The organism is Bradyrhizobium sp. MOS001 (assembly GCF_004634465.1).
In the GTDB taxonomy this organism is placed as follows: domain Bacteria; phylum Pseudomonadota; class Alphaproteobacteria; order Rhizobiales; family Xanthobacteraceae; genus Bradyrhizobium; species Bradyrhizobium barranii.
Genome location: NZ_SPVJ01000002.1, coordinates 113,633 through 138,728, shown reverse-complemented (window position 1 = coordinate 138,728; position 25,096 = coordinate 113,633). Strand labels below are relative to the sequence as shown.

Genomic DNA, 25,096 nt, shown 5'->3' with positions numbered 1-25,096 from the left:
GCTGGCGGCGGCCCCCCGCAAGGCTGCTCCGCTAAAGTACGGACGGCCCATTGGGATCGGATTAAGGGGTCGGTGCGAGGTTGGCAGCTGACAGCACCCCGCCAGGCGATGGAATCAGGCTTCGACGATCTCGATTACGACTATGCCGCGTCCGTCGCCGGACGGGCGGTGCGGAGCATGGCCGAGCAGCGGATTCCGCCGACGCCGACCAATTTTGCCGTCTGGTTCCACTATTTCGCAGGCAGCCATGACGACCTGCGCAATGCCATCGATCTCCTGATCGACCACAACCGTCCCTTCGACGCCAGGACCAACCAGGAACTGTTCGAGACCTATGTCGCGCCCCGGGCGGGCGCCGTCGCCTCCGAGACGTCCGATCGGCTGCATGCCCTCATGGGGACGGCGAAGGAGTTTCTGGCGACGGCCATGGCCGACAATCGTTCCCAGATGCAGGCGATCAGCGAGGTCGCTGATCGGGGCAGGGCCGGTGTCGATCCGAAGGCGCTGGTCGCCCAGCTCATGAATGAGCTGGCGCGGGCCGCCACCAGGGCGACCCGGCTCGAGGCCGGCTTCGCGGAAAAGACCCGCGAGCTCGACGTGATCCGCGACTCGCTCTCCAAGTCCGAAGAGCGCGCCCGGACCGATACGCTGACGGGGCTGGCAAACCGGCGCGCGCTCGATGAATTCCTGCGCAAGGCACAGACCACCGCGGATTGGGGCGAGCCGCTCGGCGTGCTGATGCTCGACATCGACCACTTCAAGACCTTCAACGACAATTTCGGCCACGGTGTCGGCGACCAGGTGCTGCGCCTGATTGCGAAAGTGCTGCGCGAAAAAGTTCGCGAGCAGGATCTGTCGGCCCGCTATGGCGGCGAGGAGCTGATTGCCGTGCTGCCGGATGCCGATCTCGCCACTTGCGCCGAGATCGCCGAGCGCATCAGGCGCGCGATCGCCGAATGCACGATCACGCGCCGTTCGACCGGGGAGACCCTGCCCGGCATCAGCGTGTCGATCGGCGTGGCGCAGTACCGGACCGGCGAGGCGATCACCGATCTCATCGAGCGCTGCGACCGCGCGCTCTATCTCGCCAAGGGCGGCGGCCGCAATCGCGTGGTGACGGAGGTCGAGCTCGATCGCGCCGCGGCTGCAGGCTAGGCGCTCGCCGCGAGCATCATGGCGGCCGCGCCGTTCTCGATCACCTGGATGCCGTGCTCCATGACATTGTTGCGACCGCGGTGTTTTGCGGCGTAGAGCGCGGCGTCGGCGGCTTCGATGAGATCGCCGGGGCGCAGCGTCTCGTTCGGCTTCGTTGCGGCAACGCCGATCGAGACGGTGACGATCATGTGGGCGGAGGTGATGTGCGGCAGGCACAGCTTCAGCACGGCCGCGCGCACCTGTTCGCCGATCTCGACGGCGCGGTTCACATCGGTGTTCGGCAGCAGCAGGCAGAACTCCTCGCCGCCATAGCGGGCCGCAAAGCCCATCGTGTCGGCGGCGATGCCGGACAAGGATTCGCCGAGCCGGGTCAGGCAGGAATCGCCTTCGAGATGGCCATAGGTGTCGTTGAACAGCTTGAAGTGATCGACGTCGATCATCAGCAGCGCGAGCTCGCTGCAATATTGCTGCGCGCGCATCCATTCGAAGTCGAGCCGGCTCTGGAAGCCGCGGCGATTGGCCAGCCCCGACAGCATGTCGATCGAGGCCATCACGGTCAGGCGGTCGTTGCTCGCGATCAGCTCGCGCTCGCGCTGGCTGAGCTGCGCGGCCATCGCGTTGAAGGCGCGGGCCAGCGGCACGAACTCGGCCGGCAGCCGGTTGCGCGCGGCGCGGGCCGAGAGATCGCCTTCGCCGAGGCGTTTGGCCATGTCGGCCAGCATCTCAATCGGCTTGATCACGAGCTTCTCGGCGGCGATCAGCGCGCCGAGCAGCACGAACAGGACGACGAACGCGAGCTGCAGATAGGCAGTGCGGATGTCGCGGCTGACCGCCGCGGACACCTTGTCCTCGTCGATGCTGGCAATCAGGCGGGCATTGGTGCCGGCGATGCGGATATAGCTCACCGCGCGGCGGGAGCCGTCGGCGGCGAGGAAAGAGAGTGAGCCCTCGTCCTGGTCCGAACGCAGCGCCCTGTCGGCGATCGCCGACATCAGCGGCATGTTGTCGAGCGGACGGCCGATCGCGCTGTGCTGGTCAGCCGGCGCGGCGAGCACCGTGCCGGCGCTGTCGACCAGCACGGCGGTGATGCCGGCGCGGCCGCCGAGATTGCTCATGACCTTCGACATCCAGTCGAGGTTCACGGTGGCGAGCACGACGGCATCCGCGACACCGCTGAAGGCCGACACCGGATAAACCGCCATGACGGTCGGCGACGGCACGGGCCGCGACAGGATGAAGTCGCTCAGCACGAAGCGGCCGGTTTCCTGCGCCTGCTGGAAGTATGGCCGGTCGCTGAGGTCGAGGCCGACATACATGTTGTTGGTGGCGCACTGGATGCGTCCGTCCTGGCCGGCGATCAACAGCGTGCGGATCCAGGGAAGGTTCGACGGCAGGCTCGCGCGCAGCACGTCGCAGCTCTTGCTGATGCCGCCGGCGGAGGCGCGGATGAAGGCTTCAGATTTCAGGATGGTTTCGACCGACGAGATCACTTCGCGCTGCGCAACGGCGCTGTGTCTTGCAATGGTGGTGAATTCAGTCGCGGCCTGCGCGATCTGCCGCGCGCGCGTGTCCTCGAGCGAACGGATGCGCTCGAACATCAAAGGCGTCACCAGAATCACCGCGAGCAACGCAAGCCGTGCCCGGATTCCGAGAACCTGCTTGAGTTTCACTCGTTTGCGGTTGAAACTGACGTTTGCCATCTTCGCTGCCCACCCCATCGGCCAAGGTAAAGCGAAGGGTTCAAAAACTCTTTCTTGAACTCGGTAAAATTAGAACTAGCTCCGCAACAATCCAGTCCGAACCGACGTCATGACCGAAACCAACGCCGCGCCGGTAACCGGCCATTCACCAAACGCGCTCGCCGCGGTCGAAGCCGAAATTGTCCGCGCCTGCAAGGAAGCGCGGCGCGATCGCGCCTCCGTGACGCTGATCGCGGTGTCCAAGACGTTCGCCGCGGATGCAATTATCCCGGTCATCGACGCCGGACAGCGCGTATTCGGCGAAAATCGGGTGCAGGAGGCCAAAGGCAAGTGGCCGGCGTTAACGTCCGCTTATTCCGGCATCGCGCTGCATCTGATCGGGCCGCTGCAGTCCAACAAGGCGAAGGAGGCGGTGGCGCTGTTCGATGCCATCCATTCGGTCGACCGCCCGAGCATTTGCCAGGCGTTAGCCAAGGAAATCGAATCCCAGAACAGGCACCCGGAGCTGTTCGTCCAGATCAACATCGGCGAGGAGCCGCAGAAGGCCGGCATCGCTCCCGGCGAGGCCGATGCCTTCATCGCGAGCTGCCGCGACAGCTATGGGCTGACGATCTCCGGCCTGATGTGCATCCCGCCGGTCGACGAGCCGGCGGCGGCACATTTCGCGCTGACCGCCAAGATCGCCGCGCGCAATGGCTTGAAGAATCTCTCGATGGGCATGAGCGCGGACTTCGCCACCGCAATCATGCTCGGCGCCACCCATGTGCGCGTCGGGAGCGCGATCTTCGGGCACCGGTGACTCCGGCAGCGCTCGCAACGACGGCGGTGGTTACGCAAACCCCACCGACACCTGCCCCAGCACACCAAAATCCACCGCGAAATGATCGCCGGCCTGGATCGGCAGCGGCGGATGGCACGTGCCTGTCGTCACCGCCTCCCCTGCCCTCAAGGTGATGCCGAGCCCGCGCAGCTCGTTGGCAAGCCAGGCCAAGGCAACACGGGGATCGCCGAGCACGTTCTTGCCGTGGCCGAGATAGCGCTGGCCGCGCAGCGTGATCTGCGGCCGCTCCTCGACGAGATCCATGGCGCGCCAGTTCGCAGTCGTCGCTGCGCCCAGCACGAACAGATGCGCGCAGGCATTGTCGGCGATGAGCTGTGCCTCGCCGGCGCTGGCGAAATCGCCAAAGCGCGAGTCGGGAATCTCGATCGCGGGATGCAAGGTGTCCACGGCGGCGAGCACGTCGTCGACACTGTACGGCGTCGCGCGCGGCGGCAGATCGCGGCGCATGACGAAGGCGAACTCCGGCTCGCCGACGCGCATCTCGTTGCCCTTCATCGACGCCGAGCCGCCGTCGGCGATCACGGTGTCGCTCATGATGCGGCCGGCCAGCGGTCCCGCGACGTTGATGTGCTTCTGTCCGGCCTCGCTTGTCGCCGCGATCTTCCAACCGAACAGCTTTCCAAGCGATTGGTTTTCGAGGACGGCCTGGATGGCATAGCCATCGGCGCGGCTCTGCGGCCGCAACCGCGGCTCCAGCGCGTCAAACTTGGTGCCGTCGCGCCAATGTTTGACCAGGACCTGCGATGCGGCGGCGATCTGATCCTTGTCGAGCATGTGCCCTCACCCGATGATGATTCTTGTTCTTGGTCCCAGGCGCCGCAGCAATTGCAGCATCGCCGCTTTGGTCATCGAGACGCAGCCCGCGGTCGGCCCGAAATTGTCGCGCGCCAGATGCAAAAACACCGCACTGCCGCGGCCGGCGATACGCGGTCTGGTGTTGTGGTCGATTTCGATGATGAAGTCATAGAGATGGTCGGTCCGCTTGAGACGGTCACCGCCCTGCTCCGGTCCGAGCCGGATCGCCTGATTGTAGTGGCGATCTCCGGCGTCCTCGCACCAGGCGTCCGTGTCGCCGATGGTCCGGGCCGGAAGAAAGGTCCGCGGACGGCTGTGGCGGTCGCCCCGCCACCATAATTGCCTGGGACGGAAGCTGCCCCTCGGGGTGCCGCCATCGCCCTCGCGCTTGTTTGCCAGGATTCCGCCCCGCCCCAGCGCCACCGGGATCGTCAGCGCGCCGGCCGTCAGCCAGCCCCGGCGCGGATTCCCGGCAGCAGGTTTAACGCGGATCGCTCGAAGCGGTCCGGAGCTTCGATTCCTTGGGTAACTAGCTGAATCCGCTTTGCTTTTCATGTGAACGTGCGATGTCGAATTCATTACAGGACATTCATCAAAACGGCCTGAGATTCTGAGTTAGAGTGCTTCTGGCTTGTGAATCGGTAACAGCCCACTACTTCAACACGAACAACAATAATAACGGCGACCCCCCTAACTTTCCCTCGCGGCTGGGTGCAGCATGCATGCGCGCCGAGCCGGACTCCAAAAGGATGACCCCCTATGGCCAATGCCCGCAAGATCCTCATCGTGGATGACGATACCGATCTGCGCGATACGTTGGTGGAGCAATTATCGCTGCACGAAGAATTTGAGGCCTCCGCCGTCGATACCGGCGCCAAGGGTGCGAGCGCCGCGAAGGCCAATGCCCCCGATCTGGTCCTGATGGATGTCGGCCTGCCCGACACCGATGGCCGCGAGGTGGTTCGTTCCTTGCGCAAGGGCGGCTTCAAGGCCCCGATCATCATGCTCACCGGGCATGACACCGATTCCGACACGATTTTGGGGCTGGAATCCGGCGCCAACGACTACGTCGCAAAACCCTTCCGTTTCGCCGTGCTGCTGGCCCGCATCCGCGCCCAGCTCCGCCAGCACGAGGCGAGCGAGGACGCGGTGTTCTCGGTCGGCCCCTACTCCTTCCGCCCGGGCTCGAAGATGCTGACCGCGGCCAATGCCCGCAAGGTCCGGCTCACCGAGAAGGAAACCGCCATCCTCCGCTTCCTCTACCGGGCCGGCCAGATGCCGGTCTCGCGCGAGACCCTGCTCCAGGAGGTCTGGGGCTATAATTCCGGCGTCACCACCCACACGCTGGAAACCCACATCTACCGCCTCCGCCAGAAGATCGAGAAGGACGCCGCCAATCCGGAGATCCTGGTCACGGAAGCCGGTGGCTACAAGCTGGTGCCGTGATACGCTTTAGGGGCGTGCGAATCGTTTTAGATCGCATGCCCTTTGAGCCCCGGACCTGAATGTCAATCGACGACGACGTAGCGCTTCTTGAGCGTGTCCCGACACTGCGCTTGTTGGGAGAGGCGTCGTTGCGCATGCTGGCGATCGGCTCCGAGCAGCGTAATTTCGTCCGCGGCGACGTCCTGTTCAATCTCGGCGACGAAGCCGATGCCGGATACGTGGTTCAACGCGGCGCCTTTCGGGTCGACGACGGCGCCGGCGCGGAGATGATCGCAGGTCCCGGCGCGCTGATCGGCGAGCTCGCGCTGGTGGTGCCGATGAAGCGGCCGTCGAGCGCGGTCGCGCTGGAGCACGCCTCCGTCATCCGCGTCGCGCGCAGCTTGTTTCAACGCGTGCTCGAGAGTGACCCCGCGGCTGCGGTGCGCCTGCGTGACGAATTCGCGGTGCGCTCCAGCCAGATCGCGAGCGATATCCTGATGGCGGGCGCGAAGCTGACGTCGTCGTAGCCCGGACGGCGCCGTCAAAGCTCCAGCGTCACCGTCACCGGCACGTGGTCCGACGGGCGCTCCCAGCTCCGCGCGTCGCGCAGGATCTTGAAATCGCTGACCGCGTCCTTCAATGCGCGCGAGACCCAGATGTGGTCGAGCCTGCGGCCGCGATCACCGACGGTCCAGTCGGCGGAGCGATAGCTCCACCACGTATAGACCTTCTCCGACATCGGAAAACGCTCGCGCGCGACGTCGACCCACTCACCGGCTGCCAGCGCGGCTTGCAGCTTCTCGGTCTCCACAGGTGTATGCGAAACCACTTTCAGAAGCTGCTTGTGCGACCAGACGTCGTTCTCGTGCGGCGCGACGTTGAGGTCGCCGACCAGGATGTGGCGATCCTGCCCGCGCGGATGCAGCGGCTCGCAGGCCTTCATCTCGTCGAGGAAGCGAAGCTTGTGGTCGAATTTCTCGTTCAGCGCGGGATCGGGAATGTCGCCGCCGGCGGGCACGTAGAAATTATGCAGCACCAGCGGCTTTGCGATGCTGGCCTTCTCGCCGAACGAGACCGAGATGTGGCGCGAATCCACCTTGTCGCAGAAGGTGCGGATGTCTTTCGATTCGAACGGAATCTTCGAGACGATGGCGACGCCGTGATAACCCTTCTGCCCGTTCAGCGCGACATGCTCATAGCCGAGCCGCTTGAAGCGCTTCAGCGGAAAGGCATCGTCGATGCACTTGGTCTCCTGGAGGCACAGCACGTCCGGCCGCGCGCTCTTGAGAAACTTCGCGACCAGGTCGATGCGCAGCCGCACCGAGTTGATGTTCCAGGTTGTCAGGGAAAGACGCATGAGGGATGCGTCTTAGCAAGCTCTCGTAGGGCGGGCAAAGGCGCAAAGCGCCGTGCCCACGTCTTTTAGGGGATGGGTGCAAGGTTCGTAGCAAGCCCTCGTAGGGTGGGCAAAGCGAAGCGTGCCCACCATGCCTGCCGCAAGGAGAGATGGTGGGCACGGCGCTAATGCGCCTTTGCCCACCCTACGGCAGTAGAGCTTTCAACCCGGCGATGGGCCGTAATTGGTGAAATCGATCTTGAACATGGCAGGATCGAGCTTCTTGCCCGCATCGAGATTGTAGACCGCGATCGTGGTGTCGTAGCCCTGCGGGTCGGTGACGGTCCACTGCTTCAACTGACCGTCCTTGGCGCCGAACATCAGCAGCAGGCGGCTGGTGCCGACCAGCGCCTGCTTCTCCTCGATGGTGACGCTGACGAAGACGTCGTCGGCGGAGACGTTGACGACATTCGTGTCCTTCATCAGGTCGATGCGATCGGACAGCAGGAAGCGCAGCGGCGTCTGCGACAGCGGATAGACATCCTGGGTCGCGAGCTTGCGGTCGCGTACCACCAGCGACGATCCGTCGGCGACGATGTCGATCGGGCTTGGCGCGTCATATTCGAAGCGCACCTTGCCGGGCTTCTGGATGTAGAAGTCGCCCTGCGTCTTGCTGCCGTCGGGGCCGACCTGGACGAAATTTCCAACCAGCGTCGACAGCGAGGACAGATAGGCGCTGACCTTGGCCGCCTGCGCCTTCTGGTTGGCGTCGAAGGTCTGGAAGATGCTGGTCGGCACGTTGCGGCGCGGATCCGGGATGACCGGGTTCGGCGGCGTCTGGGTCGCGCCGGTGACGGCGGGGCCTCCGCCATCGCGGCCCTTCGGCGCGGGCTTCGGCACAGGCACGGTCTGCGCGAACGACGCCGCGGTCACCATCGCGGCGGTGACGAGAAGCACGCCGGCCATGCGCGCGCTTCGCGCAGCGATGGTGGCAGCGAATCGAATGTCCGGATGTCTGATCAACGCGTCGTCCTGTGTGGCTGGGCGCCCTTTTAGCGTGATTTCGCTACTGCAGATATCGATTTTGCGTGAAATTATGTTCAGAGGCGGCTCGCCTCACATGTGGCTGTCTTCTTCCTCGACCAGAATCTCGCGCTTTCCGGCGTGGTTGGCGGGTCCGACGATGCCTTCCAGTTCCATGCGCTCCATCAAGGAGGCGGCACGGTTATAGCCGATCTGGAGCCGGCGCTGGATATAGCTGGTCGAGGCCTTGCGGTCGCGTTTGACGATGGCCACGGCCTGTTGGAAGAGATCGCCGCCGCCATCCGCGCCCATGCCGCTGGCGTCGAACACGGCGCCACCGTCCTCGTCCTCGGTCGGCTCTTCGGCCGTGACGGCCTCGAGGTATTCGGGCTGGCCCTGCGTCTTGAGGTGACGCACCACCTTCTCGACTTCCTCGTCCGACGCGAAAGGTCCGTGCACGCGGCTGATGCGGCCGCCGCCCGCCATGTAGAGCATGTCGCCCTGCCCGAGCAGCTGCTCGGCGCCCATCTCGCCCAGGATGGTGCGGCTGTCGATCTTGGACGTCACCTGGAAGGCGATCCGGGTCGGGAAGTTCGCCTTGATGGTGCCGGTGATGACGTCCACGGACGGACGCTGCGTCGCGAGGATCACATGCAGGCCGGCGGCGCGCGCCATCTGCGCGAGGCGCTGCACCGCGCCTTCGATGTCCTTGCCGGCGACCATCATCAGGTCGGCCATTTCGTCGACGATGATGACGATGTAGGGCAGCGGGTCGAGCGAGAGCTTCTCTTCCTCGTAGATCGCCTTGCCGGTTTCCTTGTCGAAGCCGGTGTGCACCGTGCGCGTCGGTTCCTCGCCCTTGGCCTTCAATTCGAGCAGGCGCGTATTGTAGCCGTCGATGTTGCGCACACCGAGCTTGGCCATGTTCTTGTAGCGCTCTTCCATCTCGCGCACGGCCCATTTCAGCGCGACCACCGCCTTCTTCGGATCGGTCACGACGGGCGTCAGCAGATGGGGAATGCCGTCATAGACGGAGAGTTCGAGCATCTTCGGATCGACCATGATCAGGCGGCACTGGTCCGGGCGCAGCCGGTAGACCAGGCTGAGGATCATGGTGTTGATGGCGACCGACTTGCCGGACCCGGTGGTGCCGGCGATCAGCATGTGCGGCGTGCGCGCGAGGTCGATGATCACGGGGTCGCCGCCGATGGTCTTGCCGAGGCAGAGCGGCAGCTTCGCAACCGAATCGACAGTCTCCTTGGCGACCAGCAGCTCGCGCAGATAGACCTTTTCGCGATGTGCATTCGGTAGCTCGATGCCGATGGCGTTACGGCCGGGTACGACGGCGACGCGTGCCGACAGCGCGCTCATCGAACGGGCGATATCGTCGGCGAGACCGATCACGCGCGATGACTTGATGCCGGGCGCCGGCTCGAGCTCGTACAGTGTGACCACGGGACCCGGATTGGCTTTCACGATCTCGCCGCGCACGCCGAAATCCTGCAGCACGCCTTCGAGCGAACGCGAATTGGCTTCCAGCTCAGCCTTGCTGAGCGGCTGGCGATCGCCCGCCTTGGGCGCGGCCAGCACGGACACGGACGGAAGCTCGAACTTGTCGGAGGATTTCTTGGAAGCGGCCTTCGGTGCAGCCTTCTTGCGCGGGGCGCGCGCGGCGGGCTCCTGCTCTTCCTCCTCCTCCTCGTCTTCCTCTTCTTCGTGCTCGTCCTCGTCAATTTCGTCTTCGGACTGCGGCGAGATCGACGGCGCGGCGCGGCCGGCGCCGAGATTCGGCTCCTGGCGGCTGAACGCAACGGCTTTGGTCTTCGGTCCGCTCGAGACCAGCGAGCGGTAAGCGGTGCCGAGCAGCCAGATCAGCCGCGCCTTCGTGCTCATCAATGCGTGGAACAGCCACCCCAGCGACACCGAGCCGCGATCGCTCTCCTCGTCTTCGTCGAGCGGCTTGTCGTCGTCCTCGATCTCCGCGAACTCGTCGTCATGCGCGCGCGCGCCGAGGCCGCAGGCGATCAGGAAGGTCGCGCCCATCGCGGCGAACAGGATCGTGCCCAGCACCATGCGATAGATCGTGCCCGCCGGTCCGAAAATCACCGCGGGCGCGCGTACGAGCGCATCGCCGACCACGCCGCCGAGGCCGGTCGGCAGCGGCCAGGCGCCGCCATGCGGCCAGCAGCTGGCAAAGCCCGCAGCGATCACGGTGCAGAGAATCCAGGAACCGAGCCGCAGCGCCTCGCGGTCGAACGGGCGATGGGTCATCATGCGCCAGCCCCAGACCGCGACCGTCAGGACCAGCATGATCGCGCCGAGCCCGAGGATCTGCATCGCAAGGTCGGCGCCAATCGCGCCGGCATAGCCGAGAATGTTGCGGATCGGCCGTGAGGTCGCGTGGCTGAGGCTTGGATCCTGCACCGACCAGGTCATCAGCGCGGCCGAGGCGACGCCGGACAATGCAATCAGGCCGAAACCGGTGAGCTCGCGCATACGCCGCGCCAGCCCCTCGCGGATCGACGGTGGCAGATGGCCGACTAGTGGAATGACACGTTCGATTGCCGACATGCTCATGGGCCCCGCCTAACCCAGAGTCTCGACCAGGCGGTGCAGCGCCTGCGCCGTGGTCTCGCCATCCTGCACCAGCGCAAGGCGAATGAAACCTGCGCCCGGATTGAAGCCGTCGGGCTGGAGCCGCGCCAGATAGCTGCCGGGCACCACGCGTACGCCTGCTTCCTTGAAGAGCTTGAGTGTGATCGACACGTCGTCGCCGAGCGCGGACGTGTTGAGCCAGACGCAGAAGCCTGCGTCAGGTCGGCGATAGCCGTAACGATCGCCGATGATCTGGTCGGCGAGATCGAACTTGATCCGGTAGAGCCTGCGGTTCTCCTCGACATGCGCCTCGTCGCCATAGGCAACGGTCGCGACATGCTGGAGCGGTACCGGCACCTGCGGCGCTGCGATGTTGCGCAGCTCGAGGAACATGCCGATGAATCGCTTGTCGCCGGCGGCGAAACCGACGCGCAGGCCCGGCAGGTTGGAGCGCTTCGACAGCGACTGGAACGCAACCACGCGGGTGAAATCAGGACCGGCGCATTCGAGCGCGCTGCCCGGGGCCTCGCGGGTGTAGATCTCGGAATAGCACTCGTCGCTGAGGATCACGAAGCCGTAGCGGTCGGCGAGCTGCTTCAACCGCCTGAAATAGTCGGGCTTGGCGACCGAGCCCTGCGGATTGGCGGGCGAGGCCAGATAGAACGCCACCGTGCGCGCCAGCGTCGCTTCGTCGATGGCATCGAGATCGGGCAGAAAGCCGTTTTCCACGGTGGTCGGCAGGTAGACCGGCTCGCAGGCCGCGGCTCGGGCGCCGGCGCCATAGACCGGATAGAACGGGTTCGGCATCAGGATGGCGGGCTTGCCGGGGCGCGGGCCGACATAGCGCGCGGCCGCGATCGCGGCGAGGAACAGCCCCTCGCGGCTGCCATTGAGGACGAGAATCTCGTTCTCGGGGTCGAGCGGCCGCGGCAGCTTGAAGCGCGACGACAGCCAGGCGCCGGCGGCGTTCCGGAACGGGTCGGTGCCCTTGTTCGCGGGGTAACGGCCGAAATCGGCGATGTGCTTGGCCAGCACCGGGCCGACGAAGTCAGGCACGGGATGCTGGGGCTCGCCGACTGCAAGCGTAATCAAGGGTTTACCCGGCTGATGGGGTGCCAGCAGCTCGTTCAGCCGGACGAAGGGCGAGCGTTCGCTATCGGAGCTTCCACTGTCCTGCGGCGCACGGGATGAAGCGGTTATAGCCATTCTGGACGCCAGCACTCTTGGAACAGCCGGTCGCACCAAGGCGCCGGCGGGAAGCGGTTCACTTCACCATAGATAGGGCGAGGTTAAGACGCGATTAACCATCGGCTTTCCGCGCCATCAAGAGTCATTTCCGTGACCTGGATTTGAGGTCCGGCCCGTTCAGAGCGGGAATAATGAGGCCGCGTACAATGGATGCGGGGTGGGCCTGGGTCTCGTCATGGCCGGGCTTGTCCCGGCCATCCACGGCCTTCCTGCCACGCCCCAGGAACGTTCATGCCCAGGGCAAGCCCGGGCATGACGAGTTTCCGGATATGGGCGCGCCTAGTGCCCCGGCAATTTCTCGAACGTCGCCATCCCCGCAGGGATCGCATGGAACTCCTGCTTGTCGCAGGTGTAGATCGCCATCTGCGGATGGAACTGCTTTGGCTCGTCCAGGGTGCCGACCTTCAGGATCGCCGCTGGCAGTCCCGGAACCTTGGTCACCAGATGGGTGCCGCATTCGGCGCAGAATTCGCGCGTGACGGCGCGTTCGAGATCGTTGCGCGTGAATTGCTTGGGCTGCCCGGTGATGTAGCTGAAGCCGGCCGCCGGCATCGCGATGAAGGTGTTGGGCGCGCCGCCCGAGATGTACTGGCACTCGCGGCAATGACACTGGGCCTGCATCATCGGATCGCCTTCGGCCACGTAGCGCACTTCGCCGCAATAGCATCCGCCTTCCAAACGCATGACGACCTCCCGATTTGTTTTTCGTTGTGGTCGATATTTCTGCGCCGGCAATCTGAAATGGCAATCTATTTCTTTTGCGCAACGGTCAAAAAGAACATGGCGTTCTCAATGGGAAGGCTGCGGAGAATGCCTTACGCCTATCGCTTGGCGATGCCGCAGCCGTTGAAAGCTCGACTTCTCCAGCATCCGCTGCTCATGCATTCCGCTTCCTGCCGCACGCAGAAGGTTGAGCCACAATTGGGCTGGCCGCCAAAACTGACGCAAGCCACCGCGCAATTTCTGCGCATCGTGGAGCAGCTCATCCCGTTGCCGCCCGGCGCGGCCTGTCCGCCGTCGCGCCGATCGGAAGGCGCAGCAGCCGCATTGTCATTGCGCTTTGCGGCGCGCTTCGGGTCGGGCTGCCTCCGCTCGGATTCTCCGCTTGGCGCTGATACCTTTGAAAAGTCGTAGCGACACGGCCAATAGGTTTCCGTGCGGACCCCAGCCCCTTTGGAAGCCTTCAGTTCGAGCACGATCTTGTATCGATAGGACGAGCCCGCGGCGCGATTCAGCGGATCCTTGTCGCCAATGATACCGTTGACGGAGATAGTGCTGTTGCCGTCCGCTTCGATCTTGCCGTCATAACTCACAGAGCCGGGCTTGCCCTCGTCCCCGAGCACCGTGTGCAGCACTCCTTCCTTGATGCGAAAGACATATTGGCGATGGGCTTCCGGAAAAGGCGGTTTGCTCTCGCAGCTTTCGTTGGCGATCCAGGTTCCGTCGAAAGTCGTCGGGCGCTTTGCGCTGTCGATGGATTTCGACAGCAGCTCGATGCGGTATTTCGCCAGGTCTGCAAAGGCGCAGGACGGGAAGCGAAGCAGATGATCCTTGAAGGCCGTGATGGTCCCGAGCGCGTCCGCACCGCGCCAATGGTCGGCGGCCTCTGCGCAAGGGTCAGTCCGAGGTGAAGATGGTGTCAGCGCCGCGGGTTCGGCTTTGCCATTGAGGTAAAACTCGCCGAAGAACGACAACGACAGCTCCGGGACCTGTGATCCCTTGGTGCGCTTGTAGACGCCGGCGCCGATGGTCTGGAACACTGTATTGATGTTGTCCCTGTCGCTGATGTGCTCCAGGAACGAGCTGGTATAGGGACTGTTGCGGCCGTTGCCGTCGTCGGCCGTGCGACCGGCCTGGGTCGCATAGGAGATGATGGTGCCCTCCGGGCTCTCCATCTTGGCCAGCCCGCGGCTGACGGTTACGCCGCGCCCCTGCCCGATGTTTCGCCGGAGCTCGTCCGCGAAGGGATTGTCGCGGCAGGCGTCGAGCACAAGGATGCGCAGGTTCTTGGCCTGCTGCAAATCCGCCAGGATCTCGTCGGCGCGCACCAGGCGCCGCAGATCAACCTCGTCGCGCACGACGGCATCGACGGGCACCAGATAGTTGACGCCTGCGAATTGCAGCGCGTGTCCGCTGTAATAGAACAGGGCGACGTCGGCGCCGCGGGCCTCGCGCGCAAAGCGAAGAACGGTGTCCTGCATGGCGGCCTGATCAAGATCGGTCGCGACCAGGGGCTCGAATCCCGATCGCTTCAGCGCCGCGCCGATGTCGGCCGCATCATTGGTCGGATTGGCGAGCGTGGGAACGTTCCGGTAGGCGCCGTTGCCAATCACCAGCGCAACGCGCTTGTCGGCCTTGGCGTCGAGGGCAGACAGGGCAAGCGACAGCAAACACAAAGCCACGAAACGCAACAGGCTCATGAGACCGTGCTCCGGACGGGAGCATGATATTCACCAGTTTCGGGACAATGCAATTTGGGCTTGGTGCAGGCGTGGCCGCTGCGACGATGCGGCGCGCCAAAAAGAAAGGGGCTCCAGCTTGCGCTGGAGCCCCTCAACGGTCGGGACATTGCCGGGTATGTGCCCCAAACCGTAGTTGTGGGCACGGCCCCCGCGGAGGCCGCGCCCGGGAGGAGAGTTACATGTTGTAGGCGCGCTCGGTGTGCTCGGTGATATCGAGGCCTTCACGCTCGGTCTCGACATTGGCGCGGAGGCCAACGATCACATCGACGACCTTGTAGAGGATCGCCGAACCGATGCCCGACCACACCAGCGTGGTGCAGACGCCCCAGAGCTGGGAGATCATCTGCGCCGCGAAGTCGTAATCGGCAACCTTCGGCGGGATCGCGGTGTAGTCGATGATGCCCGCACCACCCAGCGCCGGATTGACGAGGATGCCGGTGCCGAGGGCGCCGACGATGCCGCCGACGCAGTGCACGCCGAACACATCGAGGCTGTCATCGTAGCCGAGCGCGTTCTTCACGACGGTGCAGAAGAACAGGCAGACCACGCCGACCACGAGGCCGAGGACGATCGCACCCATCACGCCGGCGAAGCCGGCGGCAGGCGTGACGGCCACGAGGCCCGCGACAGCGCCGGAGATGACGCCGAGCACCGACGGGTGACCCTTCACGATCCACTCCGCGAACATCCACGACAGCGCGGCGGCCGCTGTGGCGACGAAGGAGTTGGTCATGGCGAGGGCTGCGCCGCCGTTGGCCTCGAGGTTGGAGCCGGCGTTGAAGCCGAACCAGCCGACCCAGAGCAGCGAGGCGCCGATCATCGACATGGTCAGCGAATGCGGAGCCATCAGCTCCTTGCCGTAGCCGACGCGCTTGCCGATCAGCAGAGCGCCGACGAGACCTGCGATGCCGGCGTTGATGTGCACCACGGTGCCGCCAGCGAAGTCGATCGCGCCCTTCTTGAAGATCCAGCCGGCGTCGGCGTTGATCTCGTCGAGCTTGGCCTGCGCCGCGGTCTTCGCAGCCGCATCAGTGGCAGCAGCGAGTGCCTTGGCAGCGTCCTGGATCATGTCCGGGCCGGGCCAGTACCAGACCATGTGCGCGATCGGGAAGTAGATCAGCGTGACCCAGAGCGGGATGAAGAGCGCGATTGCCGCGAACTTCATGCGCTCGGCGAAGGCGCCGACGATGAGGGCCGGCGTGATCGCCGCGAAGGTCATCTGGAAGCACATATAGATGAGCTCCGAGATGTTGGCGTCGACCGAGAAGGTCGCGGCCTTCGAGTCGGTGGTGACGCCCATCATGAAGGCCTTGGAGAAGCCGCCGATGAAGTCGGAGCCGCCGGTGAAGGTGAGGCTGTAGCCGTACACGGCCCAGATCACGGTGACGACGCAGACGGTGTAGAACACCTGCATCAGCACGGAGAGCATGTTCTTGGAACGGACGAGGCCGCCGTAGAACAGCGCGAGGCCGGGGATCGTCATCAACAGCACGAGCACTGTCGATGTCAGCATCCAGGCGTTGTCTCCCTTGTTGACCGTTGGCTCGGCATAGGCCGCGGTCGCAGCGAACATGCCGACTGCGAGAGCCGCCAATCCCGCGCCATAGGGACGCTTAAACGTCATTTTATTCACTCCTGATTGGTAAAGGTTGAGCGCGAAATCAAAGGGCCGCGGCATCGGCCTCGCCGGTGCGGATGCGAACCGCATGGTCGAGGTTGATGACGAAGATCTTGCCGTCGCCGATCTGCCCGGTTTTCGCGGCGGACGTGATGGCGTCGATGGTCTTGTCGACCTGGTCGGAGGCGACAGCGACCTCGATCTTGATCTTGGGCAGGAAGCTCACGGCGTATTCAGCACCGCGATAGATTTCCGTATGGCCTTTCTGGCGGCCATATCCCTTGACTTCCGTCACCGTGAGACCGTGAACGCCGATGGCGGTCAGGGCGTCACGGACTTCTTCCAGCTTGAATGGCTTGATAATCGCCATAACAATTTTCATGGGTCCTATCCCCGCTTGGCCCGGTCCGGACGTGGCCGGGCGTTTCTCGACTGGTTCGCCACGAGGGAGAAGTTCACTACGCGGGCACAGCCAGCACCCTTAGAATCAAATGCCGTGCCAGATCGGGCGCGTTGCCTAACGGACTATGAAAACGGGTGTTTTCGCGTTTGACGCGTGCTGCGGTGCAGTGCGCTATTACGTCGCGCTCAAAACGTGGTCACGCCTGATCAAAAAGCGGGCACGACAGGCTGTCGACACAATTGCTGCTCACGTGTCGGGCAGCACGAAGGTATTTAATTACAGAAGGGGACTGACAAAGGACCCCGCCGCCCTGCGAAATATCGAACCGGCCCTCGGCCTGCTCACTGGATGCGCGAAACCGGCCTGAATCGTCAGGCGGCCTCGCGCTCCGCAAAGACCCGGTCGATCAATCCCCATTCGACCCCTTGCTGCGCGGTCATGAAGTGGTCGCGGTCCAGGGTCCGTTCCACCTCCGCGTCGGTGCGCCCGCAATGCTGCGCGTAGAGCCGGGTGATGCGCCGCTTGGTCTCCTGCATTTCGTTGGCATGGATCAGGATGTCGGACGCCTGGCCCTGGAAGCCGCCGAGCGGCTGATGCACGTGAAGGCTCGCATTGGGCAGCGCGGCGCGGTGACCCGGCTCGCCGGCCATCAGCAGGAACGAGGCCATCGAGCGCGCGGTGCCCATGCACAGCGTATGAACCGGCGCCTTGATGAACTGCATGGTGTCGTACATGGCGAGACCAGAGGTGACCACGCCGCCATAGGAGTTGATGTAGAGATTGATAGGCCTGTTCGGATTCTCCGCCTCCAGGAACAACAATTGCGCGCACACCAGTCCGGACATCGCATCATTGACCTCGCCGTTGAGGAAGATGATGCGTTCGCGCAGGAGTCGCGAATAGATGTCGAAGGATCGCTCGCCGCGGGCGGATTGTTCGACGACCATAGGGACGAGCTGAAGCATGTCGCGCATTGGCGACCTCCATGTTTGCAGGTGACGAAGTCTTGTTGGTGTTTAAGCCGCCGCGCGCATCAGGCAGCAATTGCTGTTGGCCGGCTGCGGCAGCTTTGTTTGCTCTTCGCAGGCTTGCTGGATGATGCGGAAGCGTGTGCCGCCGTCCTCGTTCGGCTCGATCCGGAAGATGACGTGGCTCTCGCGAAACGGCGGCTCTGAATCGCGAAGTCGGTAGCGCACCTCTTCGCCTGCGATCGTTGATTCAGGCTCGGCGCCTGCAAGGTCGCAATCCGGCAACCAGCGCTCGCGCAAGGCCGGAATGGTCACGGCGCGCCAGACCTTTGCTGGCGGCGCATCGAAATCAAATTCAAGTACCAGGGCTTCGTCGGGACGATCAGGCTTCGCGGCGTCGCTCATTGATCCCAGTCCTTATTGATCCATGTCCTTGAGGAGATCGGCGAGTGCTTCCATGCGCTTCGGCCAGTAGGCACGGTAGCGCGCAAGCCATGTGCCGATGGCCACGATTCCGTCCGGGTCGACTTCGTAATTCACGAAGCGGCCCTGTCGCTGTTCGCGCACGAGGCCTGCCGCGCGCAGCACCGAAAGATGCTGCGACATCGCCGGCTGGCTGATCTCCAAACCGTCGCGCAAAGCGCTGGCATTCAGGCTTCCGCCGGCGAGCTTCTCAAAGACTTTTCGGCGCGTCGGGTCGGCCAGTGCCTTGAAGATGTCGGCTTCGATCATGCCAACACATAAGCATTTACTTATGTGTCGCGCAAGCCCCCGATTACTGAAGCGCTTCTCCGTGCTGCGAGATATCCAGTCCCTCCAGCTCGTGCTCACGGGATACGCGCAGGGGCACGAACAGGGAGACCAGCTTGAGCAGGACGAAACTCACGCCGGCCGCCCAGACGAAGGTGACGGCGACCCCGTAGAGCTGGATCAGCAATTGCTGCGGATGGCCCTCGATCAGGCCGGCGGTGCCGCCGATCGCGCTGGTCGCGAACACGCCGGCCAGCAGCGTGCCGGTCAGGCCGCCGATGCCGTGGACGCCGAACACGTCGAGGGAATCGTCATAGTTGAAGCGGTGCTTGAGCCAGGTGCAGGCCCAGTAACAGACCGCGCCGGCGACGATGCCGATGACGATGCCATGCCAGGGCGCGACGAAGCCCGAAGCCGGCGTGATCGTGCCGAGCCCGGCGACCGCGCCGGAGATCATGCCGAGCACCGAAGGCTTGCGCCGGGTCGACCATTCGATCGCGCCCCAGGTCAGCGCGCCGGAGCAGGCCGCAAGATGCGTCGCGATGATCGCCAGCACCGCGCGCGAATTGGCTGCGCCCGCCGAGCCGCCGTTGAAGCCGAACCAGCCGACCCACAACAGGCCGGTGCCCATCACCGCGAGCGACAGATCGAACGGCGACAGATTTTCGGTGCCGTAGCCGTGGCGGCGGCCCATCACCTTGGCGGCGACGAGGCCGGCGGTGCCGGCCGACAGATGCACGACGAGGCCGCCGGCGAAATCCAGCACGCCCATGCTGGCGAGGAAGCCGCCGCCCCACACCCAATGCGCCAGCGGAATGTAGACGAAGATGAACCAGGCGACCGAGAACACCAGATAGGCGGAGAATCGCATCCGGTCGGCGACCGAGCCCGCGACCAGCGCCACGGTGATGATGGCAAAGGTCATCTGGTACAGCATGAACAGCGCTTCCGGGATCGTCTTCGCCGCCGGGTTGACGCTGTCCATCGTCATGCCCGCGAGGAACCAGCGGTCGAGCGTTCCGATCCACGGCCCGTCGCCGACGAAGCAGAGCGAATAGCCGAACGCCACCCAGAGGATCGAGATCATCGTCACCGCGGCGAGGCTCTGCGCCATGGTGGCGAGCACGTTCTTCTTGCGCACCATGCCGGAATAGAACAGCGCCAAGCCGGGGATCGTCATCATCAGCACCAGCGCGGTGGCGACGATCATCCAGGCGGTGTCGGCGGTGTTGATCTCGGAATTCGCGGCCTGCGCAGGCGCGGCAATGATCGACATAAATCCGGCCGGCGCAGCCATAGCAGCTGCGCGGCGCAACAATCCCGCCATGTCATTCCCCCCGGCATCAATTGGCGTCGCACGCTGTGGCGTCGTTGCCCGGTGCGATCGAAGAAGGATCAAAGCGTTTTCGAGCGAAGTGGATACCGGTTCGCGTGAAGAAAACGCGTCAAAACAAAAAGCTTTAAAGCGCGTCGCTGTCGGTTTCGCCGGTGCGGATGCGCAGCGCGTGGTCGATCGGCGTGACGAAGATCTTGCCGTCGCCGATCTGCCCGGTGCGCGCCGTCGCGGTGATCACGGCGACCGCCTTGTCGGCGACGTCGGAGGCGACCGCGATCTCGATCCGCAGCTTCGGCAGGAAGTTCACGACATATTCCGCGCCACGATAGATCTCGGTATGGCCCTTCTGGCGGCCGTAGCCTTTCACCTCGGTCACGGTCATGCCGTGGACGCCGATCGCGGTCAGCGCCTGGCGGACTTCATCGAGCTTGAAGGGTTTGATGATCGCGACGACGAGTTTCATGGTCAGGCCTATTCCCCGGGGATGCGCCACGCCGTATGTCCCCGGCGCAGCGTCAATCTGGCATCTTTCCGGGCAAATGGCATAAAAAACTTGCAGACTGAAGCGGAAAAACGTTTGGCCATGTGAACCGCCGCCTCTGTACAGGGCATCCGTTCATCCTTCACAATGCGTTTTTGGCATGGATGCGGTGAACCGAAGCGTCCCGGCCGGTACAAAAGTATGTTTGAGGGGGACGCTTCATGGCGAGTTGGTTCTACGCATCCGAGGGCAAGCAACAGGGACCCTATCCGGAAGGGCAATTCCGCGACCTGGTCGCGCAGGGAGTTGTGCGCCCGGATACGCTGGTGTGGTCCGAGGGCATGGCCGGCTGGCAGAAGGCCGCCGAAATCCCCGGCCTGATCGGCGGCGGCGGTGCGCCCCCGATGATGCCGGCCGGCGGTCCGCCGATGATGGGCTCCGGTGGCTACGCTGGCGCCGGCTACGCTGGTGGCGGCAGCGGCAGCGGCGGAGCGCTGGCGGTCGATTTCGGCATCCTCGAGTTCACCTGGCGCAGCATCGTGATGCTGATCGGCATGTGCCTCATCATTCCGGTGCCGTGGGTGTTCGTCTGGTACACGAAATGGATCGTGTCCTGCGTGAAGGTGCCCGGCCGGCCCAATCTCAGCTTCACCGGCAATGCGATGACGCTGGTGCCCTGGTTCTTCGGCTTCATCGTTCTGGCGATCGCGATCGGCGTCATCGGCAGTGCGCTGCTCAGCAATCTGCTGTTCATCGCGCAGATCGTGCTCTACTGGCTGCTGATCAAATGGATGGTCGCGAACCTCGCCTCCAACGGGCAGCCGCTCGGGCTCAGCTTCTCCGGCTCAGCTTGGGCCTATATCGGCTGGAATCTGTTGTTCGCGATCTCGATCATCACGATCATCGGCTGGGCCTGGGTCGCCGCGGCGCAGATGCGCTGGTTCTGCCGCAGCATCGAAGGCACGCGCCGCGAGATCGTGTTCAAGGGCAGCGGTCTCGGCATTCTCTGGCGCGGCATCGTCGCCGCGATCCTGTCCAGCCTCATCATCCCGATCCCGTGGGTGTATCGCTGGATCATGAACTGGTTTGCATCGCAGACCGAGCTCGCGCCGCGCGGGTCGCTCGGAGCTTGATCGCAAATCCCAGGCGCGACGAACTCGCGCCTGGGCTCTAGGACTTGCGCTCGCGCACAGAACCTTCTTGCGCGACGGAGGCGACCAGCGTGCCGTCGGGCTTGAAGATCGAGCCGCGGGTCAAGCCGCGGCCGCCGCGTGCGTTCGGCGAATCCTGCGCGTAGAGCAGCCATTCGTCGGCGCGGAACGGGCGGTGAAACCACATCGCGTGGTCGAGGCTCGCGGGCATCATGCGCTTGTCGAACAGCGTGCGGCCGTAGCGCGCCATGATCGCGTCGAGCAGCGAAAAGTCCGAGGCATAGGCCAGCGCGCACATGTGCAGCGCCGGATCGTCGGGCAACTTCGCCGCGGTCCTGATCCAGACGTGAATGCGGCCGTCCTCGATCTTCTCGCCGAAATAACGGCCGAGCTCGACCGGGCGCAGCTCGATCGGACGATCGGACTCGTAGTAGCGGCGGATGAACTCCGGCATCTCCTTGAACATCGGCTGCTTCGCCACCTCCTCCGCCGTGAGCTTTTCCGGCGGCGGCACGTCGGGCATCTTGTCCTGATGATCGAACGCGCTCTCCTCGTCGGCGTGGAACGACACCATGATCGAGAAGATCGCGTTGCCGTGCTGGATCGCGGTGACGCGACGGGTCGAATAGCTCTTGCCGTCGCGCAGGCGCTCGACCTGGTAGATGATCGGGATCTGCGGATCGCCCGGCAGGATGAAATAGCAATGCAGCGAATGCGGCAGCCGGCCCTCGACCGTGCGGCAGGCCGCAACCATCGCCTGCCCGATCACCTGGCCGCCGAACACCCGCTGCCAGCTCGTCTTCGGGCTGTTGCCGCGGAACAGATTCACCTCGAGCTGTTCGAGGTCGAGAATCGAGATCAGGTCGATCAGGCCTTTGGACATGATGGTGCTTTCGAAGCATCTCGTCATTCCCGGGCATCGCGACAGCGATGACCCCGGAATCCCGAGCCGATAACCTCTGGATTCCGGGTTCGCGCTTGTGCGCGGCCCGGAACGACGGAATGAGGCAGTTCCGCCCTTGTTTCACCGCACTGTTTCGCCCACCTCAAGTCTGCTAGCAAGGCCTGGAAAAGCCGAAGTGTGAGCCAGGAATTTGGTATGCCGGTACAGGGTAGCATTGTCATTGGTGGCGGCGCGTTTGCCGGCCTCGCGCTGGCCCTGGCGTTGCGCCAGGGGCTCGGGCCCGAGATTCCCGTCATCGTCGCCGATCCCGCGCTCGCGACCCGTCCGAGCCGCGACCCGCGCGCGACCGCGATCGTAGCCGCCTGCCGCCGCCTGTTCGAGGCCATCGGTGCCTGGGACGCCGTCAGGGGCGAGGCGCAGCCGATCCTCGACATGGTCGTCACCGATTCAAAGCTGGAAGACGCCACCCGTCCGGTTTTTCTGAACTTTGCCGGCGATGTCGCGCCGGGCGAACCGTTTGCGCATATGGTCGAGAACCGCCGTTTGATCGACGCGCTGGTGGTGCGGGCCGAGGCCGAGGGCATCGATCTCCGCGCCACGACGGTCGCGTCCTATGACGCGCGCCCGGAAGGCGTCGACGTGACGCTTGGCGACGGCAGCGTGATTGCGGCAAGCCTGCTGGTCGCCGCCGATGGCGCGCGGTCGAAACTGCGCGAGCGCGCCGGCATCGTCACCCATGGCTGGGAGTACGATCAATCCGGCATCGTCGTCACCGTCGGCCATGAGCGCGATCACGACGGCCGCGCCGAGGAGCACTTCCTGCCCGCGGGTCCCTTCGCGATTCTGCCGCTCTCCGGAAAACGATCCTCGCTGGTGTGGACCGAGCGCCGCAGCGAGGCCGCGCGCATCATCGCGTTGAGCGACGAGGAGTTCCACGGCGAGCTCGAGCGCCGGTTCGGCCTGCATCTCGGCGAGGTCAAGGCGCTCGACAAGCCGCGTGCGTTCCCGCTGTCCTATTTCGTGGCGCGCTCCTTCATCGCCGAGCGTCTCGCGCTGGTCGGCGATTCCGCGCATGTCATCCATCCGATCGCGGGCCAGGGCCTCAACATGGGGCTGAAGGATGTCGCAGCACTGGCCGAAGTCGTGGTCGATGCCGCGCGGCTCGGCATGGATCTCGGCGGCGTCGACGTGCTCGAACGTTATCAGCGCTGGCGCCGCTTCGACACCATGGCGATGGGCGTTGCCACCAACTCGCTGAACTTCCTGTTCTCCAACCAGTCGACGCTGCTGCGCACGGTGCGCGACATCGGCCTCGGCCTCGTCGACCGCGCCCCGCCGCTGAAGAACCTCTTCATCCGCCAGGCCGCCGGTTTGACCGGTGAGATCCCGCGGTTGCTGAAGGGTGAGGCGTTGTAGGAGTTCGCGCTCCATCCGGGCTACAAGAACCTCAATCGATCTTGCGCGCCTCTTCCGGCAGCATGATCGGGATGCCGTCGCGGATCGGGTAGGCCAGCTTGGCGCTGCGCGAGATCAGCTCCTGCTTTGCGGAATCGAACTCCAGCGGACCCTTGGTCAGCGGGCAGACCAGGATCTCCAGCAATTTGGGATCGACGCTGGTTTCGGGGCGTTCGGTGGGCGCGTTCATTGGAGTCTCCGAAGATCGCTTGCCTCTAGCACAGAAAATCGCGGCCGCCCATTGCGCCACCAGAGCGTTTTCGAGCGAAGTGGGTACCGGCTCGCATAAAGAAAACGCGTCAAAACAAGAATCTAGGCAGAGACCATCCGCATGATCTCGTCGACCAGGCCCGGGAGCCGTGCCGCCGGCACCGGCGTGCCCGACAAGGCAAAGCCCAGGAATGTCCAGTACAGGATCTGCGCGCGCGCCTGCGCCTTCGCCGGCTCAAGCCCCCGCATCGCAAGCAGCGTCTCGATATAGTCGATCCTGCGGCGGTCGATCGCGCGGACCGCGCCTTGCGCGGCCGTATCGAACGCCGCCCAGCTGCGCACGGCGCGCTCCAGGTCGAGCCGGGCGCCAAAGGATCTCCGCAGCAGCGCCTTCAGCGGCTCGTCGCCGGCGGCCTCGACATCGGCGATGATCTGTTCGGCCGCGATCTCGCGCCAGCGCTTCAGGACTTCAGCGTGGAACGCGCCGAGATCGGCGAAATGCCAATAGAAGCTGCCGCGCGAGACGCCCATGGCCCTTGCGAGCGGGTCGGCTTTCAGGGCCGTGAAGCCGTTCTTGGCCAGCGCCTTCAGGCCCTGTTTGATCCAGTCGTCGGCGGAGAGTTGTTCGGTCATGACCGGTTCCGGAATTGGCCATACACTAGTGTATTGACAGGCGGCGGGCCAGCGCCTATCTCACCATACACAACTGTATGGACGAAGCTTCAGGGAGCTGTGCCGATGCGTGATCTCTTGCTCCAGTGCTCCGGCGTCGTGGCCATTGCCGTAGCCCTCATCCATGGCGTTCTCGGCGAGACCAAGGTCTTTGCCCGCGCCCGCATCGAGCCGGAACGGCTCCGCACCCTGATTCGCCTGGTCTGGCAGGCCTCGACCGTCGCCTGGATCGGCGGCGGCGTGCTCCTGATCGCGGCGCCCTGGATGGAATCGGAGCTGGCGCGCCGCTGGATCGTCGTCACCATGGTCTGTGTGTTCGGCTTCTCGGCTGTCGCCAACGCGTGGGCCACGCGCGGCCGGCATTTCGGCTGGATGGCGCTCATTGCCGTCGTTGCGATGGCGGTTGCCGGCTATTGAGGTGCCGCGCACAGAATGCCGGCCGTCAAACCGTGAGGCGTAAGGCCGCAGCGGCCGTTCAAATGCGTGCTGCCTACGGAGCCAACTGATCTTTTCCGGATCGTTAGAATAACTCTAAAGCCATCTGCGTCCAAACCGGATTGACTTCATC

Annotated in this window: 26 protein-coding genes; 7 read left to right on the top strand and 19 right to left on the bottom strand. The window is 64.4% G+C overall.

All coding sequences use genetic code 11. The annotated features are described in order from the left end of the window. Window positions 1–108: 108 nt before the first annotated feature. A complete protein-coding gene (locus CT676_RS04100) occupies window positions 109–1,155 on the top strand; it encodes a GGDEF domain-containing protein (RefSeq protein ID WP_193560870.1) in 1,047 nt (348 codons plus the stop codon). Here CT676_RS04100 and CT676_RS04095 read toward each other — a convergent pair. Continuing rightward, entirely contained in the window at window positions 1,152–2,855 is a 1,704-nt protein-coding gene (locus CT676_RS04095; protein ID WP_167767938.1) for a diguanylate cyclase, read from the bottom strand. The genes CT676_RS04100 and CT676_RS04095 overlap by 4 nt on opposite strands. 109 nt (window positions 2,856–2,964) lie before the next feature. Between CT676_RS04095 and CT676_RS04090 the strand changes: the two genes are divergently transcribed. Next, window positions 2,965–3,654, top strand: coding sequence for a YggS family pyridoxal phosphate-dependent enzyme (locus tag CT676_RS04090; RefSeq protein ID WP_135213961.1), 690 nt, complete (start codon window positions 2,965–2,967; stop codon window positions 3,652–3,654). 30 nt (window positions 3,655–3,684) lie between these two features. Here the strand turns inward: CT676_RS04090 and CT676_RS04085 are convergent, their stop codons facing one another. Then, window positions 3,685–4,470 carry a hydratase gene (locus CT676_RS04085; protein WP_135213960.1) on the bottom strand — a complete coding sequence of 262 codons (786 nt, stop codon included), beginning with the start codon at window positions 4,468–4,470 and terminating at the stop codon, window positions 3,685–3,687. Window positions 4,471–4,476: 6 nt separating this feature from the next. Then, window positions 4,477–5,046, bottom strand: coding sequence for a L,D-transpeptidase family protein (locus CT676_RS04080; protein ID WP_167767937.1), 570 nt, complete (start codon window positions 5,044–5,046; stop codon window positions 4,477–4,479). Window positions 5,047–5,250: 204 nt separating this feature from the next. Between CT676_RS04080 and CT676_RS04075 the strand changes: the two genes are divergently transcribed. Both CT676_RS04075 and CT676_RS04070 read left to right on the top strand, forming a co-directional pair. Continuing rightward, on the top strand, window positions 5,251–5,937 hold the full coding sequence (locus CT676_RS04075) for a response regulator transcription factor (protein ID WP_007598630.1): 687 nt from the start codon (window positions 5,251–5,253) through the stop codon (window positions 5,935–5,937). Between the two features lie 59 nt (window positions 5,938–5,996). After that, complete coding sequence (locus CT676_RS04070; protein ID WP_135213958.1) at window positions 5,997–6,443, top strand: cyclic nucleotide-binding domain-containing protein; 447 nt, start codon at window positions 5,997–5,999, stop codon at window positions 6,441–6,443. A gap of 14 nt (window positions 6,444–6,457) precedes the next feature. Here the strand turns inward: CT676_RS04070 and xth are convergent, their stop codons facing one another. From xth to CT676_RS04005, 13 genes are all read right to left on the bottom strand, one after another. Continuing rightward, entirely contained in the window at window positions 6,458–7,273 is an 816-nt protein-coding gene (gene xth / locus CT676_RS04065; RefSeq protein WP_135213957.1) for an exodeoxyribonuclease III, read from the bottom strand. Window positions 7,274–7,474: 201 nt separating this feature from the next. Continuing rightward, window positions 7,475–8,218 carry an outer membrane lipoprotein carrier protein LolA gene (locus CT676_RS04060; RefSeq protein ID WP_028150187.1) on the bottom strand — a complete coding sequence of 248 codons (744 nt, stop codon included), beginning with the start codon at window positions 8,216–8,218 and terminating at the stop codon, window positions 7,475–7,477. Window positions 8,219–8,368: 150 nt separating this feature from the next. Next, on the bottom strand, window positions 8,369–10,852 hold the full coding sequence (locus CT676_RS04055) for a DNA translocase FtsK (protein WP_085403073.1): 2,484 nt from the start codon (window positions 10,850–10,852) through the stop codon (window positions 8,369–8,371). A 9-nt stretch (window positions 10,853–10,861) separates the two neighbouring features. Next, complete coding sequence (locus tag CT676_RS04050; protein WP_167767936.1) at window positions 10,862–12,076, bottom strand: aminotransferase class I/II-fold pyridoxal phosphate-dependent enzyme; 1,215 nt, start codon at window positions 12,074–12,076, stop codon at window positions 10,862–10,864. 321 nt (window positions 12,077–12,397) lie between these two features. Beyond that, window positions 12,398–12,802 (bottom strand): GFA family protein, encoded by a 405-nt coding sequence (locus tag CT676_RS04045; protein WP_135213955.1) that lies wholly within the window; start codon window positions 12,800–12,802, stop codon window positions 12,398–12,400. Between the two features lie 137 nt (window positions 12,803–12,939). Further along, the gene (locus CT676_RS04040) at window positions 12,940–14,538 is read right to left on the bottom strand and encodes a caspase family protein (RefSeq protein WP_135213954.1); all 1,599 of its coding nucleotides are present in this window, start codon (window positions 14,536–14,538) and stop codon (window positions 12,940–12,942) included. Between the two features lie 217 nt (window positions 14,539–14,755). Further along, the gene (locus CT676_RS04035) at window positions 14,756–16,204 is read right to left on the bottom strand and encodes an ammonium transporter (protein WP_085403070.1); all 1,449 of its coding nucleotides are present in this window, start codon (window positions 16,202–16,204) and stop codon (window positions 14,756–14,758) included. 37 nt (window positions 16,205–16,241) lie between these two features. Next, window positions 16,242–16,580, bottom strand: coding sequence for a P-II family nitrogen regulator (locus tag CT676_RS04030; RefSeq protein ID WP_008142813.1), 339 nt, complete (start codon window positions 16,578–16,580; stop codon window positions 16,242–16,244). Window positions 16,581–16,972: 392 nt separating this feature from the next. Further along, window positions 16,973–17,575: an ATP-dependent Clp protease proteolytic subunit gene (locus CT676_RS04025; RefSeq protein WP_135213953.1), complete on the bottom strand. Its 603-nt coding sequence runs from the start codon at window positions 17,573–17,575 to the stop codon at window positions 16,973–16,975. A gap of 42 nt (window positions 17,576–17,617) precedes the next feature. Next, entirely contained in the window at window positions 17,618–17,974 is a 357-nt protein-coding gene (locus tag CT676_RS04020) for an SRPBCC domain-containing protein (RefSeq protein ID WP_135213952.1), read from the bottom strand. A 12-nt stretch (window positions 17,975–17,986) separates the two neighbouring features. Then, entirely contained in the window at window positions 17,987–18,301 is a 315-nt protein-coding gene (locus CT676_RS04015; protein ID WP_014490770.1) for a metalloregulator ArsR/SmtB family transcription factor, read from the bottom strand. 43 nt (window positions 18,302–18,344) lie between these two features. Further along, a complete protein-coding gene (locus tag CT676_RS04010) occupies window positions 18,345–19,646 on the bottom strand; it encodes an ammonium transporter (RefSeq protein ID WP_135213951.1) in 1,302 nt (433 codons plus the stop codon). Between the two features lie 133 nt (window positions 19,647–19,779). Then, the gene (locus CT676_RS04005; RefSeq protein WP_008142802.1) at window positions 19,780–20,118 is read right to left on the bottom strand and encodes a P-II family nitrogen regulator; all 339 of its coding nucleotides are present in this window, start codon (window positions 20,116–20,118) and stop codon (window positions 19,780–19,782) included. Between the two features lie 239 nt (window positions 20,119–20,357). Between CT676_RS04005 and CT676_RS04000 the strand changes: the two genes are divergently transcribed. Further along, a complete protein-coding gene (locus CT676_RS04000; protein WP_135213950.1) occupies window positions 20,358–21,269 on the top strand; it encodes a DUF4339 domain-containing protein in 912 nt (303 codons plus the stop codon). Window positions 21,270–21,306: 37 nt separating this feature from the next. On the opposite strand, the gene tesB is transcribed toward CT676_RS04000, so the two are convergent. Continuing rightward, window positions 21,307–22,170 carry an acyl-CoA thioesterase II gene (gene tesB / locus CT676_RS03995; protein ID WP_135213949.1) on the bottom strand — a complete coding sequence of 288 codons (864 nt, stop codon included), beginning with the start codon at window positions 22,168–22,170 and terminating at the stop codon, window positions 21,307–21,309. Window positions 22,171–22,386: 216 nt separating this feature from the next. Here tesB and CT676_RS03990 point away from each other — a divergent pair, with 216 nt between their 5' ends. Further along, complete coding sequence (locus CT676_RS03990) at window positions 22,387–23,607, top strand: ubiquinone biosynthesis hydroxylase (protein WP_063980298.1); 1,221 nt, start codon at window positions 22,387–22,389, stop codon at window positions 23,605–23,607. Window positions 23,608–23,638: 31 nt separating this feature from the next. Here the strand turns inward: CT676_RS03990 and CT676_RS03985 are convergent, their stop codons facing one another. After that, window positions 23,639–23,836, bottom strand: a complete 198-nt coding sequence (locus tag CT676_RS03985; protein ID WP_011083431.1) for a Trm112 family protein — start codon at window positions 23,834–23,836, stop codon at window positions 23,639–23,641. Window positions 23,837–23,958: 122 nt separating this feature from the next. Then, window positions 23,959–24,489, bottom strand: coding sequence for a TetR/AcrR family transcriptional regulator (locus tag CT676_RS03980; RefSeq protein ID WP_135213948.1), 531 nt, complete (start codon window positions 24,487–24,489; stop codon window positions 23,959–23,961). 105 nt (window positions 24,490–24,594) lie between these two features. Between CT676_RS03980 and CT676_RS03975 the strand changes: the two genes are divergently transcribed. Further along, window positions 24,595–24,945 carry a hypothetical protein gene (locus CT676_RS03975; protein WP_135213947.1) on the top strand — a complete coding sequence of 117 codons (351 nt, stop codon included), beginning with the start codon at window positions 24,595–24,597 and terminating at the stop codon, window positions 24,943–24,945. Window positions 24,946–25,096 lie beyond the last annotated feature (151 nt).

Excerpts from the sequence above, each read along its gene's own strand:
- CT676_RS04090 (WP_135213961.1), top strand. The coding sequence starts at position 2,965 with ATGACCGAAACCAACGCCGCGCCGGTAACCGGCCATTCACCAAACGCG.
- CT676_RS04015 (WP_014490770.1), bottom strand. The coding sequence starts at position 18,301 with ATGATCGAAGCCGACATCTTCAAGGCACTGGCCGACCCGACGCGCCGA.
- CT676_RS04050 (WP_167767936.1), bottom strand. The coding sequence starts at position 12,076 with ATGGCTATAACCGCTTCATCCCGTGCGCCGCAGGACAGTGGAAGCTCC.
- CT676_RS04000 (WP_135213950.1), top strand. The coding sequence starts at position 20,358 with ATGGCGAGTTGGTTCTACGCATCCGAGGGCAAGCAACAGGGACCCTAT.
- CT676_RS04045 (WP_135213955.1), bottom strand. The coding sequence starts at position 12,802 with ATGCGTTTGGAAGGCGGATGCTATTGCGGCGAAGTGCGCTACGTGGCC.
- CT676_RS03975 (WP_135213947.1), top strand. The coding sequence starts at position 24,595 with ATGCGTGATCTCTTGCTCCAGTGCTCCGGCGTCGTGGCCATTGCCGTA.
- CT676_RS04080 (WP_167767937.1), bottom strand. The coding sequence starts at position 5,046 with ATGAAAAGCAAAGCGGATTCAGCTAGTTACCCAAGGAATCGAAGCTCC.
- CT676_RS04100 (WP_193560870.1), top strand. The coding sequence starts at position 109 with ATGGAATCAGGCTTCGACGATCTCGATTACGACTATGCCGCGTCCGTC.
- CT676_RS03990 (WP_063980298.1), top strand. The coding sequence starts at position 22,387 with ATGCCGGTACAGGGTAGCATTGTCATTGGTGGCGGCGCGTTTGCCGGC.
- CT676_RS04010 (WP_135213951.1), bottom strand. The coding sequence starts at position 19,646 with ATGGCGGGATTGTTGCGCCGCGCAGCTGCTATGGCTGCGCCGGCCGGA.
- xth (WP_135213957.1), bottom strand. The coding sequence starts at position 7,273 with ATGCGTCTTTCCCTGACAACCTGGAACATCAACTCGGTGCGGCTGCGC.
- CT676_RS04095 (WP_167767938.1), bottom strand. The coding sequence starts at position 2,855 with ATGGCAAACGTCAGTTTCAACCGCAAACGAGTGAAACTCAAGCAGGTT.
- CT676_RS03985 (WP_011083431.1), bottom strand. The coding sequence starts at position 23,836 with ATGAACGCGCCCACCGAACGCCCCGAAACCAGCGTCGATCCCAAATTG.
- CT676_RS04025 (WP_135213953.1), bottom strand. The coding sequence starts at position 17,575 with ATGCGCGACATGCTTCAGCTCGTCCCTATGGTCGTCGAACAATCCGCC.
- CT676_RS04085 (WP_135213960.1), bottom strand. The coding sequence starts at position 4,470 with ATGCTCGACAAGGATCAGATCGCCGCCGCATCGCAGGTCCTGGTCAAA.
- CT676_RS04055 (WP_085403073.1), bottom strand. The coding sequence starts at position 10,852 with ATGAGCATGTCGGCAATCGAACGTGTCATTCCACTAGTCGGCCATCTG.
- CT676_RS04020 (WP_135213952.1), bottom strand. The coding sequence starts at position 17,974 with ATGAGCGACGCCGCGAAGCCTGATCGTCCCGACGAAGCCCTGGTACTT.
- CT676_RS04035 (WP_085403070.1), bottom strand. The coding sequence starts at position 16,204 with ATGACGTTTAAGCGTCCCTATGGCGCGGGATTGGCGGCTCTCGCAGTC.
- CT676_RS04075 (WP_007598630.1), top strand. The coding sequence starts at position 5,251 with ATGGCCAATGCCCGCAAGATCCTCATCGTGGATGACGATACCGATCTG.
- CT676_RS04005 (WP_008142802.1), bottom strand. The coding sequence starts at position 20,118 with ATGAAACTCGTCGTCGCGATCATCAAACCCTTCAAGCTCGATGAAGTC.
- CT676_RS04040 (WP_135213954.1), bottom strand. The coding sequence starts at position 14,538 with ATGAGCCTGTTGCGTTTCGTGGCTTTGTGTTTGCTGTCGCTTGCCCTG.
- CT676_RS03980 (WP_135213948.1), bottom strand. The coding sequence starts at position 24,489 with ATGACCGAACAACTCTCCGCCGACGACTGGATCAAACAGGGCCTGAAG.
- tesB (WP_135213949.1), bottom strand. The coding sequence starts at position 22,170 with ATGTCCAAAGGCCTGATCGACCTGATCTCGATTCTCGACCTCGAACAG.
- CT676_RS04070 (WP_135213958.1), top strand. The coding sequence starts at position 5,997 with ATGTCAATCGACGACGACGTAGCGCTTCTTGAGCGTGTCCCGACACTG.
- CT676_RS04060 (WP_028150187.1), bottom strand. The coding sequence starts at position 8,218 with ATGGCCGGCGTGCTTCTCGTCACCGCCGCGATGGTGACCGCGGCGTCG.
- CT676_RS04030 (WP_008142813.1), bottom strand. The coding sequence starts at position 16,580 with ATGAAAATTGTTATGGCGATTATCAAGCCATTCAAGCTGGAAGAAGTC.